Here is an 18,203-nt window from a genome sequence, read left to right as displayed (position 1 = left end):
GGTTCACAGCAGGAACTGAGAAGCGGTCGCGCGCGACGGCGTGCAAACGGGCGATTAACCATGTGGCTTGCGCCTTCACCGAAAATAAACGCTGATCGCCGAATTGGCCCGTTGCTCGCGACGTGGTGAATCGAAACGCCCGATCCGTTTACCAAACGAAACGGAGTTTGCTCTTTATTGACCACGTCGAGGACGCAGCCTGCGCGTTCGGCGGCGAATGCAACGAGACGAAACAGTACAGAGTACGTCGATGTTCAAGAAAATGTCTGTCGCGCTGCTCGGCAGCGCATGCGCCTTCATTGTCGGCGCGACCAGCGCCAGCGCCTTCGACAATACCGTGCCGCACGATCCACCCGCGGTGCTCTACCAGCCGCAGATCGTCCCGGCCCCGGTGCGCGTGGCGTCCAATGGCAATATGGGCGGCGGCTTCATCGAGTTCCTGTTCGGCGACGGTCCCGGCCGTGGCCCGGCCTATGCGCCGCAGCAGCCGATCTATCAGCAGCAGCCCGCCTACAACGATCCGCGCCGCCTGCCGCCGATGGGCGAGCCGCAGATGCAGGGCGGGTATCAGCAAGGCGCAAGTTACCAGCAGGAAGCGATCGATCCGCGGCAGCGTCCGTTCGATCCGAAATTCGAGAAGCAGCTTGTTGACTATAGCGGCAAGGAAAGTGCCGGCACGATCGTGGTCGATTCCACCAACAAGTTCCTCTATCTCGTCGAGGGCAACGGCCGCGCAATGCGTTACGGCATCGGCGTCGGACGCGAAGGCTTCACCTGGACCGGCGTGAAGTCGATCACCGCCAAACGCGAATGGCCGGATTGGACGCCGCCGGCGGAAATGCTCGCCCGCCGTCCCGATTTGCCCAGGCACATGGAGGGCGGCCCGGAAAACCCGCTCGGCGCGCGTGCGATGTATCTGGGCTCCACGCTCTACCGCATCCACGGCTCCAACGAGCCCTGGACCATCGGCACCAACGTCTCCTCCGGCTGCATCCGCATGCGCAACGAGGACGTCATCGACCTCTATGGCCGCGTCAATGTCGGCACCAAGGTCGTGGTGATGTGATGATGTTCCTTCGCCTCGCCCCGCTAGCGGGGAGAGGCGGGAATTCGAGCGAAGCGCGAATTCCGGGTGAGGGGGAGCCTCCGCAAACGCAACTCTTACCGACTTCGCCGATAGAGCCCCTCACCCCAACCCTCTCCCCGTAAGAACGGGGATCGGGAGAAGACTGGCCTTACGCGTAATCGCTGCCGCCATCGTCGCCGCCGCCGAAATCGCTGTCGTCGGCCACGTCCATATTGCCGTTGTCGTTGTTGTCGTAGTTCTGATCGTCGTTGTCGCGATCGTTCGAGTTCTGGTCGAAGAAGCCCTGATGAGAATCCTGGCGAGAGTCGCGGTTCGACCCGATGTCATTGAGGCCGGCATCGCGGGCGAGCGAGCTATTCGATTGATCGCCGCCCCACGGTGAGCTGCCGCCGCGTTCTTCGATGATGGTGGTGTCGCCAAAGGCCTGATGCGATCCGCCGCCCATCATGCCGCGGATGCTGGAAAGCAGCAGCGAGCCGCCGACCACGCCGGCTGCAGCGGCCGCCGCAGTACCCAGGAACGAGCCGCCGCCACCGCCGACCGGAGGTGCGCCGTAACCTTGTCCATATCCCTGACCTTGCCCGTAAGCCTGACCATAAGGCGGCGGCGCGCCGTATCCCGGTTGGGCCTGCTGCATCGTCTGGCCACTGTTCCAGACCGGCCGCTGATCACGCGGCGGCACGTTCGGAACCGAGCCGCGTGATTGGCTGGAGCCGAACAGCGTGTCGCGCATGGTGTCGAGGAAGCCGCCGGACTGCGGCTGCTCGGGCCCATGGGCCGCTTCCAGCTCCTGGATGCGGTTATGCGCGCGCTTGAGCGCTTCGTCCTGCAGCAGCGTGGTCTGCACCAGCGCATAGACGGCGCCGGGGGCCTTGCGCAAGCCGTCCGAAATCGCGGCGATCGCGTCGGGATCGCGCGGTGCATTTTCCAGTTTCGAAAGCCGGTCGAAAAGATCGTCGACGAGCTGGCGTTCCTGCGGCGTCATGGTCTGTCTCCCTCGCGCGAAACAAGCGCAAGCGGGATGTAGGGTTCCATTGTGGCCCCAACAGTGGCGGCCGGATTAAATTTCGGTATGCGACATCCAGCCCCACGGCTTGCGCTTGCCGGTTTCATCCCAATGTTACACGGCTGGCCGCGAGCAGCTGCGCAAAGGAGTCGCTCGCGAGATAGGCGTGCTCGCGCTCGCGGACCTCAGTCATCGGATCGAGGCCGGTGAGCACGTCGTCGACGAAGCCGGGATGGCACATCACGAGGCCGCCGTCCGGAAGCCCTTCCAGGAACTGCCGCATCAGCTCGCCGAAATCGGCCGCGCGGGTGAAATCATAGGCGCCGGCAAAGGCGGGATTGAATGCGAGGCCGGCGCGGGCGGCACGGCGACGGAATTGCGCGCTGAGGACATCGAGCACCAGGGCTTTTGGCGACGTGAGTCGCTGCGTCAGCGGCAGGTCGCGGCCGCCCTGGCGCACCCAGGCTTTTGGCGCCATCTCGCTGACGGCCTCGACGAAGCCGTCCCGCACTTGCGGAAACAGCTGCACATGCTGATGGCCGTCGACGAAGTCGGGCGTACGGCCGAAGGCGTCCGCGAAGGCCGCGAGCTGCGCTCTCACTTCATTGTGGAAGAATTCGGGATCGAGCCGGTGCAGAAATCCAGCACGCAACAGCTTCGGAAACGCCATGAACATGTCGCCGTCCAAGGGGCGGAAATGCATGGTGAGGGGACGGAACGGCGCCGACAGCGTCACATGCAATCCGATCGCGCAGCGCGGGCTCGCCTTCGCCGCTTCCTGCAGCGCCTCGACCTCGCCGCGTTCGATCGCAGGTCCGACCATCATCACCGAGGTGGCGTTGAGGCGGCCGCGTTCGATCAGGTCGCGGATGGCGCGGTTGACGCCGGGGCTGATGCCGTAATCGTCGGCGCAGAGCCAGATCCGCCGCAGGCGCGCGGCCGCGCTCATTCGGCCGCGGTCCGGTTCGATGCGTCCTTGCTTGAAGCGTCCTGGCTCGAAGTGTCTTGGGCCTTGTCGACCTCAAAATGCTTTTCGCTGTGTTCGGCGACGAAGTAGATCGGACGCGCCTTCAGCTCGGAAAGGATCTTGCCGATATATTCGCCGACGATGCCGATCATGATGAGCTGTACGCCGCCGATCGTCATCAGGCCGACCACGAGCGAGGGATAGCCCGGCACCTGCTTGCCTGTGGTGAACACCTCCCACAGGATCGAGAGGCCGAACAGGAAGGCGACGCCGGCAAGCGCGACGCCGAGCAGGCTGGCGAAGCGCAGCGGCGCCACAGAGAACGAGGTCAGGCCCTCGATCGACAGGCCGAGCAGGCGCGCGGCGTTGAAGGTGGTGACGCCATGGGCGCGCGCCGCGGGCTCGTAATCGACCCGGATCTGACGGAAGCCGATCCAGCTTGCCAGCCCCTTGAAGAAGCGGTTGCGCTCCGGTAGCTGCCTCAGTGCCGTGACCGCGCGTGGCGAGAGCAGGCGGAAATCGCCGGCGTCTTCCGGAATCTTCTGGCGGGCGCCCCAGTTGATCAGCGCGTAGAAGCCGTGCACGGCGACCCGGCGCAGGAAGGTCTCGTTGTCGCGATGCGCCTTGGCGGTATAGACGACGTCGTAGCCGTCATCGATCCAGTGCCGTACCAGCTGCTCGATCAGGACAGGCGGATGCTGACCGTCGCCGTCCATGAACATGACGGCGCCGAGGCGGGCATGGTCGAGGCCGGCCATCAGGGCCGCCTCCTTGCCGAAATTGCGCGACAGCGAGACCACCTGGACGTCGACGGCGTCGGCCGGCAGTGAGCGTGCGATCGACAGCGTCGCATCCTTGCTGCCGTCGTCGACGTAAACGACCTCGCAGGCGAGGCGATAGCGTTGCCGCAAGGTCTTGGCGAGATCGCAGATGCGCTGGTGCAGCGCGGCCAGGCCCGCCGCCTCGTTATAGACGGGGACGACAATCGACAGCCCCTTCGCAGCGGCATTGGCTGCGGTGGTGGTCAGGGCGGACACGTCAGAGCCCAGCATCATCGATCAAGGTTCCAGAGGCGTTCACAGTCATCTCAACAGCATATGGTAGCCGTCGCTTGCTGTCGCTACGCTGAACGAAGCAGCTCGACAAGTTTGGGCTTATTGCCGCAGGAAAGCCTCGAGCTTGGCGAACAGCGGGTTCTCCCGGTCGAACACGTAGTCGAGCGAGACCACCGAGACGGTCTCGGCGCCGTGCTCGCGCAGGAAGCTCGCCAGCGCGTAGAGCTGGCCCGGCGGGCAGTGCAGTGTCAGCATCCCCGACGAGGTCGGCCCGCCGAACGGGGCTTCGACGCCGAACCGGCTATGGGCCTCGCCGAGCAGCGCGGCGTCGCATTGCCGGAAGCGGGTCCGTACCTCGCGGTATTTGTTGGCGCGCGCCCGTGCCGCGATGTGGTCGAGGATGACGCGCGCGGTCTCGAGCGCCTGGGGCGACCAGTCCGCGTGCTTCGAGGCCACCAGATTGGCCTGGCTGCGCAGCATCACGCCGTCGTCGAGCACCCGCAGGCCGTTTGCGGCGAGCGTCGCGCCCGTCGTGGTGATGTCGACGATCAGCTCGGCGCTGCCGGCCGCCGGCGCACCCTCGGTCGCGCCCGCGCTCTCGACGATGCGGTAATCGGTGATGCCGTGGCTCTGGAAGAAGCTGCGGGTGAGGTTGACGAACTTGGTCGCGACCCGCATCCGCATGTGATGCTGTTCGCGGAAGCCGGTGGTGACGTCGTCGAGATCCGCCATGGTGCGGACGTCGATCCAGGCCTGCGGCACAGCGACCACGACGTCGGCATAGCCGAAGCCGAGCCCGTCGATCAGGGACACGTGCTTGTCGGCATCGGCGATGTTCTCGCGCACCAGATCTTCACCTGTCACGCCGAGATGCGCGAAGCCGCGTGACAGCTGCGAGGCAATCTCGCTCGCCGAGAGATAGGCCACCTCGACATTGTCGAGGCCTGCGATGGTGCCGCGATAGTCGCGGGCGCCGCCGGCCTTCGACAGCTTGAGCCCTGCGCGGGCGAAGAAGCCTTCCGCGTTTTCCTGCAGGCGGCCCTTGGAGGGGACGGCCAGAACGAATGGCGCGCTCATGACTTAAGCTCCCGCCTTGCGCCCGATCCGGGTCAGCGCGTCGACCCAGACCGAGAAGCCAACCGCCGGAATCGGTGCTGCGGACCCGAGCTGGGTCATCAGTCCGTCGTAACGGCCGCCGGCGACCAGCGGTTCGGCGCCGTTGCCCCTGTGATGCAGCTCGAATTCGAAGCCGGTGTAATAGTCGAGCCCGCGGCCGAACGCGGTCGAGAAACGCGTGTTCTTCACGTCGATGCCGCGCGCGGCCATGAAGCCGATGCGGCTTTCGAACTGGTCGATGGCGCCTGCGAGGTCGAGCCTTGCGTCGGCAGTGAGCGCGCGCAGCGCGGCGACGGCATCGTCAGGATTGCCCGAGATCGACAAGAAGCGCTTCAGCACGTCGATCGCTGCGCGCGGCAGCGCGCCGCCCTTCAGCGTCGACTGCTCGAGGAAGCGGTCGGCGATCTCGGCCGTGGTGCGGCCGCCGACATTGGTGGTCCCGGCGATCGACATCAGATCGGTGACGAAGGCCAGTGCCGCCTTGCGGTCGGAGCCGGCGAGCGCGGCCAGCACGCCCTCATATTCGCTGCGGGTTGCGGTGGTCGCAGCCGCCAGCCGCTCCAGATCCTGCTCCAGGCTGATCTTGCGGTTGAAGTCCTTGACCAGGCGGCGACGCCAGACCGGATAGAGATTGAGAGCGTCGAGCAGCGCATTGAACAGCGCCACGTCGCCGGTCCGGATCTCGACGTCGCGCACGCCGAAGGCGGCGGTTGCCTCCAGCGCCAGCGCCAGCATCTCGGCATCCGCGGCGGCGCGGTCCTGGCGGCCAAACGATTCGATGCCGGCCTGGAGGAATTCACTGGCCTGTCCGCTGCGGTAACGGAACACGGGGCCCAGATAGCTGAACCCGGCGGGCTGGCCGGCGCGGCCGGAGGCGAGGTAGTCGCGCGCCACCGGAATCGTCAAATCGGGGCGCAGGCAAAGCTCCTCGCCGGACAGGTCCGTCGTCAAATAGAGGCTTTTGCGGATGTCCTCGCCGGACAGGTCGAGGAACGGCTCGGCCGGTTGCAGGATGGCCGGCTCGGCCCTGACGTAACCGGCCTGCGCGAACGACAACAGCAGCGTATCCGCCCAGGCGGCGGAGCCGGCAGCATTTGAGGTGGCGGTCGCGGTCATGTCAGGGGTCCATCGTCCCGGGGGAACCGGGCAGGGCAAGGAAGGTATTTGAATTGGCGCAGCCCTTAGCATGGCCGGAAAGCGGTTTCGACCTCCAAAGGATCAATCGCTTAACGACTCTGGAGCCGCCTCGGACGATCGTGCCCCGGGGGCCGCCGCCGGGCGTCGCGAAGCTGCCAAGGGCCGACCACAGGCGACGACGACAGTAATATAATACCTTAGCGCTTATCTAGCAGCGGGTAGTCCTGTCAGCGCCGCAGAGCTGCTTCCTCATTCAGTCAGGGACGTCTCTGCATTCTTTCCACAGTCGCAGCCTCGACTGCGGCCAATCCGGCGGGCATCAATGGGCCGGATGATCTAGGCGCGCCGAAGGGCGCTGCACCGATCAGGAAAGCGAAGTAAGCGGTAGGATATGGATCAAGGCCTTCTCAACATTGCTCCCGACGAATCTCAGGCGGAGAGCTTGTCGTTCCAGGGGCTCAAGCCATCTCCCGTGCTCGAGCTGAAGTCGTATGACATCGATCATTTTGCCGACAGTGAGAGATATGCCGGTGCGTCCAGCATGCCATTGTCGGCCGGCACCACTGCAATCATGCGCGCGCGGCTCGAGCTGCCGAATCTGAGCCTGTCTCTGGTGAAGACCTTCCCGCGGATTATCAGGGGCTACCAGCTGGCACATGCCGTCGCCGTGGTGGTGCCGATGGACCATGTCACCTCGACCTGCATCAACGGACAATCCATCGGCAGCTCCATCGTGGTTCTGAAGGGCACTTCAGACTGTCTGGTTTACGAGCCGGTCGGCCGTCTGATCGGTGTCGTCTACTTCACGCCGCCCGCGTCCGAGCCCTGGTCTCGGCTGGATGACGGCTATCACTTGCTGAGCGCGCCACCGGACGTGCTCGCGTCCCTGCGTGGCCTGATTTCCGCAACGCTTGAAACCGCCGCTAACGATCCGGATTTCCTCACCGAGCCGACCTCGCAGGCGATGGTCGAACAATCCCTGCTCGGCGCGATGGACACCGCGATTCGGTCCAGCGCGAACAGCAAATCTGTGCAAGCCACGACGGAAGGCTACCTGCGGATCGTCGGCGACATGGAAGGATTGATCCGGCACGATATGACGATCTGGCACAAGACGACGGAATTGGCCGAGTGTGTGGGTGTGTCGGTCCGGACTCTCCAAAGCGCGACGAAGGCGATCTGCGGCATGAGCCCGCATCGCTATAGCCGGGTCCTGCGTCTCTGGTCGGTGCGCCGGCAGCTGCGCACCGGCCCCGGACGACGCAGCGTCAAGGCCTGCGCCATCGCGCACGGCTTCTGGCATTTGAGCGAGTTCGCGGCGAGTTACCGGGCGGCATTCGGAGAGCTGCCGTCCGAAACCCTGTATCGATCGGTGCGCGAGCACAGCTAGCTCGCGCGGCCTAGTCGTTTCCGCCGGCCCAATCGCCCAGCACGGCCTGGACCAGCGCCAGCGCCGCCACCGCGGCGGTGTCGGCCCGCAGGATCCGTGGGCCGAGCGCCAGCCGCAGGATCCTGGGCTGGCGCAGCAGCAGGGCCCGCTCTTCCTCAGCAAAGCCGCCCTCGGGGCCGATCAGGATGTCGATACCGCGCCCGGAGTCGCGCGCCTGTTGCAGGCTGCGGATCGGGTCCTCGACCTCGGCGGCCTCGTCGCAGAACACCAGCAGGCGGCCCGAGGGGCGCTGGCTGAGATAGCGGTCCAGCGGCGCGGGTTCGGCCACGGTGGCGAGGTTCAGGATGCCGCATTGCTCGGCCGCCTCGATCACGTTGGCGCGCATGCGCTCGGTGTTGACGCGGGAGGCCTGGGTGAACCGGGTCTGCACCGGCTGCAGGATGGCGACGCCCATCTCCACGGCCTTCTGCACCGTGTAATCGAGCCGGGCGTGCTTGAGCGGGGCGAAGACGTAAGCGAGATCGGGCAGCCGATCCTGCGGGCGGACCTGCTGGAGAATGACGAGGCTGTCGGGCCGCTTGCGGCCTTCGATCGCGGCCTGCCATTCGCCGTCACGGCCGTTGAAGGCCAGAACCTCGGCCCCGGCGGACAGCCGAAGCACATTGCCGAGATAGTTGCTCTGGTCGCGGTCGAGCGGAACCCTGGCATCCTGGGCCAGGGGGGCATCGACGAACAGGCGGGGCGCACGAAAATCGTGGGAGGGCATTGATCAAAAGTCCAATTTGCTGCCGTTCTTAACCGAAAGCAGCCATTTCGGGGGTAAATATTGCCAAATTGGTGCGCCAGCGCGCCGCGCTCTTGCCCCATTCGACGGGTTGTTAAGGGCCGGCGGGAATCGTAAAATTGCGAAAACGCTGGTTGCGCTTCAATTGGGAAGACGCCTGAAACCCGTAAGCTCCTGCCGGAGAGACTGCCTTGATGATCCGTCGTTTGATGGTTCCGATTGCTGCCGCCATGCTCACCATGGGGGCCACGGGCGCTTACGCCCAGGGATTCCCGGCGCCGCTGCCGGGCCAGGCTGCAACCGATCCCGCATTTCCGCCCGTGAACGGCTCAGCGCCGGTCGCCTCCGTCGGCACCGCGCCGCAGGCCTCATTCCCGGTCAACGGCGCAGCGCCCCTCGGAGGTGGCGGCGGTGCCTTCAGCGCGGCTCCGCCGACCCAAGCCGGTCCCGGCCAGGATTGCATGAAGGCGTTCGTTCCGCTCCGCGAGGAGGCCGAAAGGCGCGGCAAGCTGATCAAGGCTGCGAGTGACCGCCATGCCTCGCCCGAGGAGGCTTGCAAGCTGATCAAGAGCTTCGGCCAGGCCGAGTCCAAGATGATCAAATATGTCGAGACCAATGCCGCCAAATGCGGAATCCCGCCGCAGATCGGCGCGCAGATGAAGGACGGTCACAAGAACACCGAGACCATGCAGACGAAGGTCTGCAACGTCGCGCAGCAGATGGCAAACCAGCCGCGCGGTCCGGCCGGCCCGTCGCTCAGCGAAGTGGTTGGTTCGGGTTCGGCGCCGGAAGCCAATGCCGGCAAGAAGGGCGGCAGCACCTTCGACACGCTTAACGGCAACGTCCTCACCCGATGAGCGACACATCAGCCCGTGTTGCCGACTCCACCGGCAACTGGGTCGATACGCTCGCGCCGCAATGGGCGCGACCTTACCTGCGCGTGGCGCGCTTCGATCGTCCGATCGGCTCCTGGCTGCTCTTGATGCCGTGCTGGTGGTCGGCCGCGCTCGCGAGCGGCATGGCGCATGACACGAGCCACCTGCCGCTCACCATCGTGCTGTTCTTCGTCGGCGCCTTCGTGATGCGCGGGGCGGGCTGCACCTGGAACGACATCACCGACCGCGACCTGGATGCCAAGGTCGAGCGCACCCGCTCACGGCCGCTGCCCGCGGGGCAGATCACCGTGAAGCAGGCGCTGGCCTTCATGATCGCGCAAGCGCTGATCGGCCTCGTCGTGCTGCTCCAGTTCAACCGCTTTGCGGTGGCGACCGGCATCGCCTCGCTCGTGATCGTCGCCATCTATCCTTTCATGAAGCGCATCACCTGGTGGCCGCAGGTCTTTCTCGGTCTTGCCTTCTCCTGGGGCGCGTTGATGGGCTTTTCCGTCGTCTTCGGACGCATCGACGTCACCGCGCTGGTGCTCTATGCAGGGTCGATCGCCTGGGTGATCGGCTATGACACCATCTATGCGCATCAGGATTCCGAGGACGACGCCCTGATCGGTGTCAAATCCACCGCGCGCCTGTTTGGCGCCCATACGCACCAGGCCCTGATCCTGTTCTACGGGCTCGCGGTGATGTTGATCGGCGTCGCGCTCGCCTCTGGCGACGTGGGCTGGCCAGCTTGGATCGGCCTTGCGGCCTTTGCCGCGCATCTGGGCAGGCAGATCACGCGCCTCAGGATCGACGATCCGGAATTGTGCAAGCGTTTGTTCTATTCGAACAAATATGCGGGCTTGTTGCTGTTTGCGGGATTGCTTGCCGACGCGGTGATGCGGGCAGCGTAGCTGCCTGTTCGCATCCTCAGCCAGTCGAACATATCTCAGATGGGGTTCACGTGGCGCGCCCTAAAGGTCAGATGGAAAAGCCACGCAATAACGATGGATAGAACTCCGCCGAGATACGCGCTGTTATGCATATAACCAGCGCAGAGAAATCGACGAATCTCTTTCACATCGCGCGGGATAAACCAGCCACGATAACTGTTCAGATCGATCGTTGCAGTTTGCTCCCAGCCGTAAGCCAGGCCCGCAAGTGCAACGAGCATCGTAAAGATGGCAACGATGATGAGCATTTGTGCGAGGGCGCGTGACATAAGAGTGGGCGAGCGCTGGATGAAGCCGGCCGAGCCACAAAGAATGCCAAGCGGAATTCCCATCCACCATGACGCCAGAAATCCGACTTCGGCCGCTCGAATGCGTTCGGGGACGCCAGGATCGAGCAACCGAAACTGGATGAATTTGAACTTTGTAAAATATTCGTTGGAAACGGAATAGCTTATCTGGTCGTGTACTATGCCGAACAGGCCAGCGGCGAGCACGGCCGCTGGCAAGAACAAGAGAAATATTCCAATCTTCTTGAGCAAGGGGATCCCGCATCAGATGCGTTCGTAGGTCCCTACCACTCTTGGGACCTGTGTTAAACCCCGCTCAGTTCCGTGCGATGATCTCGCGTTCCTCGCGATGCACCGGCAGCTCGCGCGCAATGGCGGTGCGACGACGCATCAGGAATTTCGGGCGGCGGGCGCGGATCGCGTTGGCGCGGCGACGGCGCGGTGCCGGCTTGCGGGCAGCCTCGTCGAGCTGCGGCAGTGCAAAGATCTCGCTCCAGGTCGCCCAGGCCTCGTTGAGTTCGTCGCCATCGGCGCTGACCAGCAGCGGAACGGACAGCGAGGGATCGCGATGCACCAGCACGAGGGTCTGCGCCTCGTCGTTGCCGCGCAGCGCGACGCCGGTGAAGTCGCTGACGCGGACGTTGATTGCCATCTGCATGCCGCGGACGGCACGGCGCAGCACGACACGCTCGCGATGAAGCTCGATCTGCCGGGTGTAACCGTCGGCGCGCGGATCATGCGCATCGAAGCGGACCGGAAGGGAAAGAGGGTCGAGCCGCAGTGAGCGGCTCGACCCGGCGGGGTTGACCCCGCATGTTGCTGTTTGACGCCTCACGGCTTTCATTCTCCCCGCCAGGATTATGTTCCCGGTCGATGCGAGGACCTTAGCGCGGGCCTTCCGAAAACCGCTTAAAAAGGCTGGTTAACCCAGCGTCACCGCCCGTCATGATTGACAAGAGCTTGGCGCGCATGATTGACGAGACGTTGCGCCGTTTGCGCGAATCTGAGCCATTTGCAGGCTGAAAATGCTTGAAGTCCGCACCATTTGGGCACATCTGGTGTTCAGGGTCTGAGATCGCCCCGAAACCTCCCGCCGCAACAGGATTTCGTTTGTGAACCCTTCACCAAGCTCGACGCTTTCGCCCCAAGATTCGTCCAAGGATTCGCCCAAGGCCAACCGCGACCTGTTCGATCAGTCCGTGCTCTCGGATCTCGCTCAGCGCCTGGTCGAGGCGGCGAAGCGCGCCGGCGCGGATGCCGCCGATGCGGTCGCGGTGCGCGGCATCTCGCAAGGCGTCGAGGTGCGCGACGGCCGCGTCGAGGAATCCGAGCGGTCCGAGGGCGACGATGTCGGCCTGCGCGTGCTGGTCGGCCAGCGCCAGGCCGTGGTCTCGACCAACGATGTCAGCGGAGATGCCGTCACCAAGCTCGCCGAACGCGCCGTCGCGATGGCCAAGGTCGCTCCGTCTGACAAATATGTCGGCCTCGCCGATCCCGCGCTGCTGGCGCGCGACTTCCCCGATCTCGACCTGCTCGATCCCAACGTGCCTGCGACCGCCGAACTGGAGCGCCGCGCGCTCGAAGCGGAGGCTGCCGCGCTCGCCGTGAAGGGCGTGTCCAAATCCGGCGGCGCCTCGGCCTCATCAGGCATCGGCGGCATGGTGCTCGTCACCTCGACCGGATTCCATGGTTCCTATTTGCGTTCCAGCCAGGGCATCTCGGCGACCGCTATCGTCGGCGAGGGCACCAGCATGGAGCGCGACTACGATTTCACCTCAGCGCCGCACGGTGCCGATCTGCTGTCGCCAGAAACGGTCGGCCGTTCGGCTGGCGAACGCACCGTGGCGCGGTACAATCCGCGCAAGGTCGAGACCTGCAAGGTGCCTGTCGTGTTCGATCCGCGCGTTGCCGGCTCGCTGGTCGGTCATGTCGTCGGCGCCATCAACGGCGCCTCGATCGCGCGCAAGACCAGCTTCCTGAAGGACAAGCTCGGCCAGCAGCTGTTCGCCAAGAACATCCGCATCATCGACGATCCCCTGCGCAAGCGCGGCCTGCGTTCGCAGACGTTTGACGCCGAAGGCGTTGCCGTGAAGAAGATCGCACTGGTCGACGAGGGCGTGCTCACGACCTGGCTGCTCGACTGCGCGACCGCGCGCGAGCTCGGCCTAACCACCACCGGCCACGCCCATCGCGGTGTCTCGTCGTCGCCCTCGCCCGGACCCTACAATCTGCATCTCGAGCCCGGCATACCGACGCCGGCCGAGCTGATCGCCGACATCAAGCAGGGCTTTTACGTCACCGACCTGATCGGCTCCGGCGTCAACGGCGTCACCGGCGACTACAGCCGCGGCGCCTCCGGTTTCTGGATCGAGAACGGCCAGCTCACCTATCCCGTCAGCGAGGTCACGATCGCCGGCCATCTGTTCGAGATCTTCAAGTCGATGCAGCCGGCCAACAATCTCGAATTCCGCTACGGCATCAATGCGCCGACGGTGCGCATCGAGGGACTGACGCTTGGCGGACGCTGACTCTTCCGACGCAGACGTTCTGGCGCGCGACGCCGCGCTGCTGCAGGACACGGTGCGGGAGGCGGGCGCGCTCGCGCAGTCGATGTTCCGCACCGAGCTGAAGAAGTGGATCAAGGGCGCGTCCTCGCCGGTGTCGGAAGCCGACATCGCGGTCAACGATCTGCTCGAAGCGCGTCTGCGCGGCGCCACGCCGGACTATGGCTGGCTGTCGGAGGAGAGCGCCGACGATCAGGCGCGGCTGTCGCGGCGCTTGACCTGGGTGGTCGACCCCATCGACGGCACCCGCAACTATCTGGGTGGCCATGACGAATGGTGCGTCAGCGTCGCACTGGTCGAGGATGCCTCGCCGGTGCTGGCCGTCGTGTACGCGCCGACCACCAACGAGTTCTTCTTCGCCGCCCGCGGTCAGGGCACGACGCTCAACGACAAGCCGGTGCAGGCGGCGCGCGGATCGGCGCTCGACTTCACCCGGGTCGCCGGGCCGAAGCCGATGGTCGAGCGGCTCAACGCTTCAGGCGGCGAGATCAAGCTGCATCCGCGAATCGGCTCGCTGGCGCTCCGGCTGTGCCGGGTCGCCAATGGCTCCCTGGATGCGGCTTTTGCGGGGGGCAATAGCCATGATTGGGACCTTGCGGCGGCCGATTTGATCGTGCAGGAAGCGGATGGTAGGATGAGCGACCTCTCCGGAGGTCCCATCCTTTATAATCGTCGGGAAGTGACGCACGGGGTGCTGGTGGCAGCGGGACGCGATCGTCATGCGAGCATTGTCGCGCATTTTCGAAACCGTCCCTTGCCCTGAAGCGCCTGTCGTCGTGCTTGTCGAACACTGCTTTGCCGGGCAGCCTCTTAGGAACAGAACTCATGCCAGATAGTGCCCCGCAACAACTGCTTCATCTCGTCATCGGCGGCGAGCTCGTCGATCTCGAGCAAAACGTCTTCAAGAATCTCGATGATGTCGAGATCGTCGGCCTCTACCCGAATTATGCCACCGCCCACGCTGCCTGGCGCGCCAAGGCGCAGAGCACGGTCGACAATGCGCAGATGCGCTATTTCATCGTCCATCTCCACCGGCTGCTCGACCCCAATCAAGAACCGGCGCGTTGAAAAGACTGCTTCGCAATACGCTGCGAAGCAGCTGGTTTCAGCGTGCCGTCGGGTTTCTGGCGGCCGAATATCTGCGGCTGGTCTGGCGGACCAACAAGTTCACCTTCGATCCGCCCGATGTCTATGACATCGTCGAGCCGCAGATCCCGGCGATCTTCGCCTTCTGGCACGGCCAGCATTTCCTCACCCCGTTCATCAAGAACAAGGAGTCCTACCGGGCCAAGGTCCTGATCTCCCGTCACCGCGACGGCGAGTTCAACGCGATCGCGGTGGAGCGGCTCGGCATCGGTCTTATCCGCGGTTCCGGCGACCATGGTGGCGCTTTCCACCGCAAAGGTGGCGTCGGCGCCTTCAAGGAGATGGTGCGAACGCTCCAGGACGGTTGTAATGTCGCGCTGACCGCCGATGTCCCCAAGCGCGCCCGCGTCGCCGGACTCGGCATCATCATGCTGGCACGGGAATCGGGACGGCCGATCATGCCTTTCGCAATGGCGACCAGCCGCTTCATCCGGCTCAAGAACTGGGACCGTACCACCATCAATCTGCCGTTCGGACGGGGCGCGCTGGTCGGCATCAAGGAAATCCACGTTCCCGCCGACGCCGATGCCGCCATGATGGAAACGCTGCGGCTGGAGCTCGAAGAGACCCTGAACGAAGCCACCCGCCGCGCCTATGCGCAGCTCGGCCGCCCGGGGCCCCAAGATGGCTAAAACGATGGCTGGCTCGCTGCCGCATGCGCTGCCCAAGTCCCTGCCAATGACGCTGCGGATGTACCGGCGCCTGGCGACGAGCCTGGTGCCGCTCGCCCCTGCCTTGATCAAGCGGCGGCTGAAGCAGGGCAAGGAGGATCCGGCGCGCGTCGGCGAGCGGCGCGGCCTCAGCCGGGATGTCCGGCCGCATGGCCCGCTGGTGTGGATCCACGGCGCCAGCGTCGGCGAGGTGTTGGCGGCGGCGGCGCTGATCGAGCGCCTGCGCGATCTCAACTTACGCATCCTGCTGACCTCGGGCACCGTCACCTCGGCCGCGGTCGTCGCAAAACGCTTTCCGCCCGACGTCATCCATCAATACGTGCCGTATGATTCCCCGCGCTACGTCGCCCGCTTCCTCGACCATTGGAAGCCGTCGCTGGCGCTGTTCATCGAATCCGATCTGTGGCCGAACCTGATCCTGGCGGGCGCGGCGCGCCGGGTGCCGATGGTGCTGATCAACGGCCGGATGTCGCCGCGCTCCTTCCCGCGCTGGCGGCGGATGCACGGCACCATCTCGGCGCTGCTGTCGCGGTTCGACATTTGCCTGGCGCAGTCGAAGACCGATGCCGAACGCTTCTCCGCGCTCGGCAGCCGCGATGTCGTCACCACGGGCAATCTCAAGCTCGACGTGCCGGCACCGCCGGCCGATCCCGCCAAGCTCGATCGGCTGATGGCGATGACGCGGGGCCGCCCGATCATCGTCGCAGCCTCGACCCATCCGGGCGAGGACGAGATGCTGGTCGCGGCGCATCGCGGCCTCGTCGGGATCTTCCCGCAGCTGCTGACCGTGATCGTGCCGCGGCATCCGGATCGCGGCTCGTCGATCGCAGGCATGATCACCGCATCGGGCCTGAAGCCGGCCTTGCGTTCTCGCGACGAGCTGCCGACGGCCACGACCGACATCTATGTCGCCGACACCATGGGTGAGCTCGGCCTGTTCTACCGACTCTCGCAAATCGTGTTCATGGGCGGATCGATGATCCACCATGGCGGGCAGAATCCGATCGAGGCGATCAAGTTAGGGGCGGCGATCGTCCATGGTCCGCACGTCTTCAATTTCGCCGATGTCTACGCGGCGCTCGATCAAAGCGGCGGTGCGCGGCAGGCCGATACGCAGGAGGCGCTGGTCAAGCAGCTCGGTCTGCTGCTGGCCGATCCCGCTGCGCGCGACAAGGTCCATCGCGCCGGCGCGGGCGTGGTCGATCAGCTCGGCGGCGCGCTTGATCGCACCATGACGGCGCTCGAACCGTATCTGATGCAGTTGCGCATCGAGATGGGAGCCGCCAATGCGTGAGCCGGCCTTCTGGTACCGGCCGCGCTCCCCGAAGTCGCTTCTCCTCAGCCCCCTGGGCGCGCTCTATGGCGCCATCACCGCGCGCCGGATGGCGCGCAAGGGTTTTGACGCCGGCATCCCTGTGCTCTGCGTCGGCAATTACCATGTCGGCGGCGCCGGCAAGACGCCGACCGTGCTGGCGCTGACGACGCTGTTGCGCGAGCTCGGCGAAACCCCTGTGGTGCTCAGCCGCGGCTATGGCGGACGGCTGAAGGGCCCGGTCATGGTCGACCGCGAGCGTCATACCGCCGCCGACATCGGCGACGAGCCGCTGATGATGGCGCGTGACGTCCCGGTCGCGGTCGCGCGCGACCGCCTCGACGGCGTCGCGCTGGCGAAGTCGCAAGGCGCCACCGTGATCCTGATGGATGACGGCTTCCAGAATCCGCTTCTGTTGAAGGATGCTTCCCTGATCGTGATCGACAGCGAGCGCGGCCTCGGCAATGGCAAGGTGTTTCCGGCAGGTCCGCTACGTGGGCCGCTCAAGCCACAGCTTGCGCGCACCGATGCGCTGGTGCTGATCGGCGACGGCCATGCCGCCGACGGTGTCGCGGCGGAAATTTCCGCGCGCGGCAAGCCGGTGCTTCGCGCACGGCTGAAGCCGGATGCGGCGTCGGTTGCAAGGCTGCAGGGCAAGCGCGTCTTCGCCTTCGCCGGCATCGGCGATCCCGAGCGCTTCTTCAGGACCTTGCAGGCCGGCGGCTTCGATGTCGCGCGCACGCGCTCCTTCGCCGATCACCACATGTTTTCGCAAGCCGAGCTCGCCGCGCTCGCAGCCGACGCACAGCGCGAGCAGCTTACGCTGGTGACGACGGAGAAGGATCTCGCGCGGCTGCGTGGCGTCGAGGGCGCGCCCGAGGGCATCGTGCCCTTCGCGGTGCGGCTCGAATTCGACGAGCCGGCCGCGCTCCGGCAGCTGATCAGCGATCATCTCTACAAGGCCCGAGAGCGGCGGTTCAGCGCGCGATGATCCGCAGCGTCGACCAGGCGGCTTGCCGCAGGCTCAACTCGGAAAGCATGCCCGGGCGGTCAGCGTCACCGGGGACAGATTGAGAATTTGCGGAAAGTCAAATGCGACGTTTGCGCTGACCTGGTTGCCGCATGTCGGCGCGGAATAGGTGAATGTCCCGGCCGGAAGCGTGAGGCCGAACGCCTCCTGGGCAGCATAGTTCGTTATGGCGCTGGCGCTCGGGCAGAGCGTGCTGTTGACCGTGGCGCAGCGCGCCGCCATTTCGGCACCATGCTGGATCCCGAGTTGGGTCCAGAACATCAGCCCGGCTTCGATGATGCCAAATATGAACAGGAAGAACACGGGAGCGGTCAGCGCGAATTCCAGCGCGGACGCTCCCCGCTCGTCTCGCCATAGGGAACGAAGCCTCACTGCAGCCTCGCTGTCGACTGGGCGTTATAAGTGTATGTGGTCGCCACGATCTGGTAATTGATGAGCGTATAGTACGTCGCCCGTGCCGAGATCGTCGTATAGGTTCCCGCCTGTGCGCCGCCGGTGCAGACCGTCCCGCAGCCGACGGTGCTAACGCCCGTGCTCGTCGGGCATCCGCAGAACGTGACCGGCGCGGGCGAGGCCGTGATGTCGGAGGAGTTCGTGGCGCTGGTGACGGCGCTGGAAATGCCGCCCGCATCGAAGCCCCGCGCAATTGCGTATTGCGCGCCCGCCTGCGCGGCCTCCTCGACCTGCATCTTGCGATAGAGTGCGAGTCCGATGTCGGTGACCGAAACGACCATCAGGGACAGCACCGGGATCATGATGCCGAATTCGACCGCCGCGACGCCCCTGTTGTCGCGGACGACAGCGTGCACATGCCCGCCGAGAGACC

At 65.2% G+C, this 18,203-nt stretch carries 20 protein-coding genes; 10 read left to right on the top strand and 10 right to left on the bottom strand.

The window, feature by feature from the left end; all coding sequences use genetic code 11:
• Positions 1-250: 250 nt before the first annotated feature.
• Positions 251-1,066: a L,D-transpeptidase gene (locus XH89_RS32890; protein WP_194464450.1), complete on the top strand. Its 816-nt coding sequence runs from the start codon at positions 251-253 to the stop codon at positions 1,064-1,066.
• A gap of 169 nt (positions 1,067-1,235) precedes the next feature.
• Here the strand turns inward: XH89_RS32890 and XH89_RS32885 are convergent, their stop codons facing one another.
• The 5 genes from XH89_RS32885 to XH89_RS32865 all read right to left on the bottom strand — a co-directional run bounded on the left by XH89_RS32885 (position 1,236) and on the right by XH89_RS32865 (position 6,347).
• Entirely contained in the window at positions 1,236-2,072 is an 837-nt protein-coding gene (locus XH89_RS32885) for a DUF2076 domain-containing protein (RefSeq protein ID WP_194464449.1), read from the bottom strand.
• Between the two features lie 124 nt (positions 2,073-2,196).
• Complete coding sequence (locus XH89_RS32880; protein WP_194464448.1) at positions 2,197-3,042, bottom strand: ChbG/HpnK family deacetylase; 846 nt, start codon at positions 3,040-3,042, stop codon at positions 2,197-2,199.
• Positions 3,039-4,115, bottom strand: coding sequence for a glycosyltransferase family 2 protein (locus XH89_RS32875; RefSeq protein WP_194464447.1), 1,077 nt, complete (start codon positions 4,113-4,115; stop codon positions 3,039-3,041). The genes XH89_RS32880 and XH89_RS32875 overlap by 4 nt, the downstream gene beginning before the upstream one ends.
• 99 nt (positions 4,116-4,214) lie before the next feature.
• The gene (gene hisG, locus XH89_RS32870) at positions 4,215-5,192 is read right to left on the bottom strand and encodes an ATP phosphoribosyltransferase (RefSeq protein WP_194464446.1); all 978 of its coding nucleotides are present in this window, start codon (positions 5,190-5,192) and stop codon (positions 4,215-4,217) included.
• A 3-nt stretch (positions 5,193-5,195) separates the two neighbouring features.
• Positions 5,196-6,347, bottom strand: coding sequence for an ATP phosphoribosyltransferase regulatory subunit (locus XH89_RS32865; protein WP_194464445.1), 1,152 nt, complete (start codon positions 6,345-6,347; stop codon positions 5,196-5,198).
• 412 nt (positions 6,348-6,759) lie between these two features.
• Between XH89_RS32865 and XH89_RS32860 the strand changes: the two genes are divergently transcribed.
• Positions 6,760-7,758 carry a helix-turn-helix domain-containing protein gene (locus XH89_RS32860; RefSeq protein WP_194464444.1) on the top strand — a complete coding sequence of 333 codons (999 nt, stop codon included), beginning with the start codon at positions 6,760-6,762 and terminating at the stop codon, positions 7,756-7,758.
• 10 nt (positions 7,759-7,768) lie between these two features.
• Here XH89_RS32860 and XH89_RS32855 read toward each other — a convergent pair whose 3' ends face one another.
• Positions 7,769-8,524: a 16S rRNA (uracil(1498)-N(3))-methyltransferase gene (locus tag XH89_RS32855; RefSeq protein ID WP_194464443.1), complete on the bottom strand. Its 756-nt coding sequence runs from the start codon at positions 8,522-8,524 to the stop codon at positions 7,769-7,771.
• Positions 8,525-8,736: 212 nt separating this feature from the next.
• Between XH89_RS32855 and XH89_RS32850 the strand changes: the two genes are divergently transcribed.
• Complete coding sequence (locus tag XH89_RS32850; RefSeq protein ID WP_194464442.1) at positions 8,737-9,399, top strand: hypothetical protein; 663 nt, start codon at positions 8,737-8,739, stop codon at positions 9,397-9,399.
• Positions 9,396-10,328: a 4-hydroxybenzoate octaprenyltransferase gene (gene ubiA, locus XH89_RS32845; protein ID WP_194464441.1), complete on the top strand. Its 933-nt coding sequence runs from the start codon at positions 9,396-9,398 to the stop codon at positions 10,326-10,328. The genes XH89_RS32850 and ubiA overlap by 4 nt, the downstream gene beginning before the upstream one ends.
• A 35-nt stretch (positions 10,329-10,363) precedes the next feature.
• Here ubiA and XH89_RS32840 read toward each other — a convergent pair whose 3' ends face one another.
• Positions 10,364-10,906: a hypothetical protein gene (locus XH89_RS32840; RefSeq protein WP_194464440.1), complete on the bottom strand. Its 543-nt coding sequence runs from the start codon at positions 10,904-10,906 to the stop codon at positions 10,364-10,366.
• A gap of 64 nt (positions 10,907-10,970) precedes the next feature.
• Positions 10,971-11,489 (bottom strand): DUF6101 family protein, encoded by a 519-nt coding sequence (locus XH89_RS32835; protein ID WP_194464439.1) that lies wholly within the window; start codon positions 11,487-11,489, stop codon positions 10,971-10,973.
• 277 nt (positions 11,490-11,766) lie between these two features.
• Between XH89_RS32835 and XH89_RS32830 the strand changes: the two genes are divergently transcribed.
• From XH89_RS32830 to lpxK, 6 genes are all read left to right on the top strand, one after another.
• Complete coding sequence (locus tag XH89_RS32830; RefSeq protein WP_194464438.1) at positions 11,767-13,182, top strand: TldD/PmbA family protein; 1,416 nt, start codon at positions 11,767-11,769, stop codon at positions 13,180-13,182.
• On the top strand, positions 13,169-13,981 hold the full coding sequence (locus tag XH89_RS32825) for a 3'(2'),5'-bisphosphate nucleotidase CysQ (RefSeq protein WP_194464437.1): 813 nt from the start codon (positions 13,169-13,171) through the stop codon (positions 13,979-13,981). Before XH89_RS32830 ends, XH89_RS32825 begins: the two co-directional genes overlap by 14 nt.
• 62 nt (positions 13,982-14,043) lie before the next feature.
• Positions 14,044-14,286: a DUF4170 domain-containing protein gene (locus XH89_RS32820; RefSeq protein WP_028134338.1), complete on the top strand. Its 243-nt coding sequence runs from the start codon at positions 14,044-14,046 to the stop codon at positions 14,284-14,286.
• Entirely contained in the window at positions 14,283-14,996 is a 714-nt protein-coding gene (locus XH89_RS32815) for a lysophospholipid acyltransferase family protein (RefSeq protein WP_194464436.1), read from the top strand. The genes XH89_RS32820 and XH89_RS32815 overlap by 4 nt, the downstream gene beginning before the upstream one ends.
• On the top strand, positions 14,959-16,329 hold the full coding sequence (locus XH89_RS32810; protein ID WP_194464435.1) for a 3-deoxy-D-manno-octulosonic acid transferase: 1,371 nt from the start codon (positions 14,959-14,961) through the stop codon (positions 16,327-16,329). Before XH89_RS32815 ends, XH89_RS32810 begins: the two co-directional genes overlap by 38 nt.
• Positions 16,322-17,338 carry a tetraacyldisaccharide 4'-kinase gene (gene lpxK, locus XH89_RS32805; protein WP_194464434.1) on the top strand — a complete coding sequence of 339 codons (1,017 nt, stop codon included), beginning with the start codon at positions 16,322-16,324 and terminating at the stop codon, positions 17,336-17,338. The genes XH89_RS32810 and lpxK overlap by 8 nt, the downstream gene beginning before the upstream one ends.
• A gap of 33 nt (positions 17,339-17,371) precedes the next feature.
• Here lpxK and XH89_RS32800 read toward each other — a convergent pair whose 3' ends face one another.
• Both XH89_RS32800 and XH89_RS32795 read right to left on the bottom strand, forming a co-directional pair.
• On the bottom strand, positions 17,372-17,680 hold the full coding sequence (locus XH89_RS32800) for a TadE/TadG family type IV pilus assembly protein (protein WP_246767684.1): 309 nt from the start codon (positions 17,678-17,680) through the stop codon (positions 17,372-17,374).
• Between the two features lie 65 nt (positions 17,681-17,745).
• Positions 17,746-18,186 (bottom strand): TadE/TadG family type IV pilus assembly protein, encoded by a 441-nt coding sequence (locus XH89_RS32795; RefSeq protein WP_194464433.1) that lies wholly within the window; start codon positions 18,184-18,186, stop codon positions 17,746-17,748.
• Positions 18,187-18,203: the final 17 nt, after the last annotated feature.

Source organism: Bradyrhizobium sp. CCBAU 53340 (genome assembly GCF_015291645.1).
Classification (GTDB): domain Bacteria; phylum Pseudomonadota; class Alphaproteobacteria; order Rhizobiales; family Xanthobacteraceae; genus Bradyrhizobium.
The sequence above is the reverse complement of the archived record's forward strand: the minus strand, read 5'-3'. Positions and strand labels throughout refer to the sequence as shown.

Coding starts and splice junctions, on each gene's coding strand:
- XH89_RS32820 (WP_028134338.1), top strand. CDS start 14,044: ATGCCAGATAGTGCCCCGCAACAACTGCTTCATCTCGTCATCGGCGGC.
- XH89_RS32850 (WP_194464442.1), top strand. CDS start 8,737: ATGATCCGTCGTTTGATGGTTCCGATTGCTGCCGCCATGCTCACCATG.
- lpxK (WP_194464434.1), top strand. CDS start 16,322: ATGCGTGAGCCGGCCTTCTGGTACCGGCCGCGCTCCCCGAAGTCGCTT.
- XH89_RS32810 (WP_194464435.1), top strand. CDS start 14,959: ATGCGCAGCTCGGCCGCCCGGGGCCCCAAGATGGCTAAAACGATGGCT.
- XH89_RS32885 (WP_194464449.1), bottom strand. CDS start 2,072: ATGACGCCGCAGGAACGCCAGCTCGTCGACGATCTTTTCGACCGGCTT.
- XH89_RS32865 (WP_194464445.1), bottom strand. CDS start 6,347: ATGACCGCGACCGCCACCTCAAATGCTGCCGGCTCCGCCGCCTGGGCG.
- XH89_RS32880 (WP_194464448.1), bottom strand. CDS start 3,042: ATGAGCGCGGCCGCGCGCCTGCGGCGGATCTGGCTCTGCGCCGACGAT.
- XH89_RS32855 (WP_194464443.1), bottom strand. CDS start 8,524: ATGCCCTCCCACGATTTTCGTGCGCCCCGCCTGTTCGTCGATGCCCCC.
- ubiA (WP_194464441.1), top strand. CDS start 9,396: ATGAGCGACACATCAGCCCGTGTTGCCGACTCCACCGGCAACTGGGTC.
- hisG (WP_194464446.1), bottom strand. CDS start 5,192: ATGAGCGCGCCATTCGTTCTGGCCGTCCCCTCCAAGGGCCGCCTGCAG.
- XH89_RS32875 (WP_194464447.1), bottom strand. CDS start 4,115: ATGATGCTGGGCTCTGACGTGTCCGCCCTGACCACCACCGCAGCCAAT.
- XH89_RS32890 (WP_194464450.1), top strand. CDS start 251: ATGTTCAAGAAAATGTCTGTCGCGCTGCTCGGCAGCGCATGCGCCTTC.
- XH89_RS32860 (WP_194464444.1), top strand. CDS start 6,760: ATGGATCAAGGCCTTCTCAACATTGCTCCCGACGAATCTCAGGCGGAG.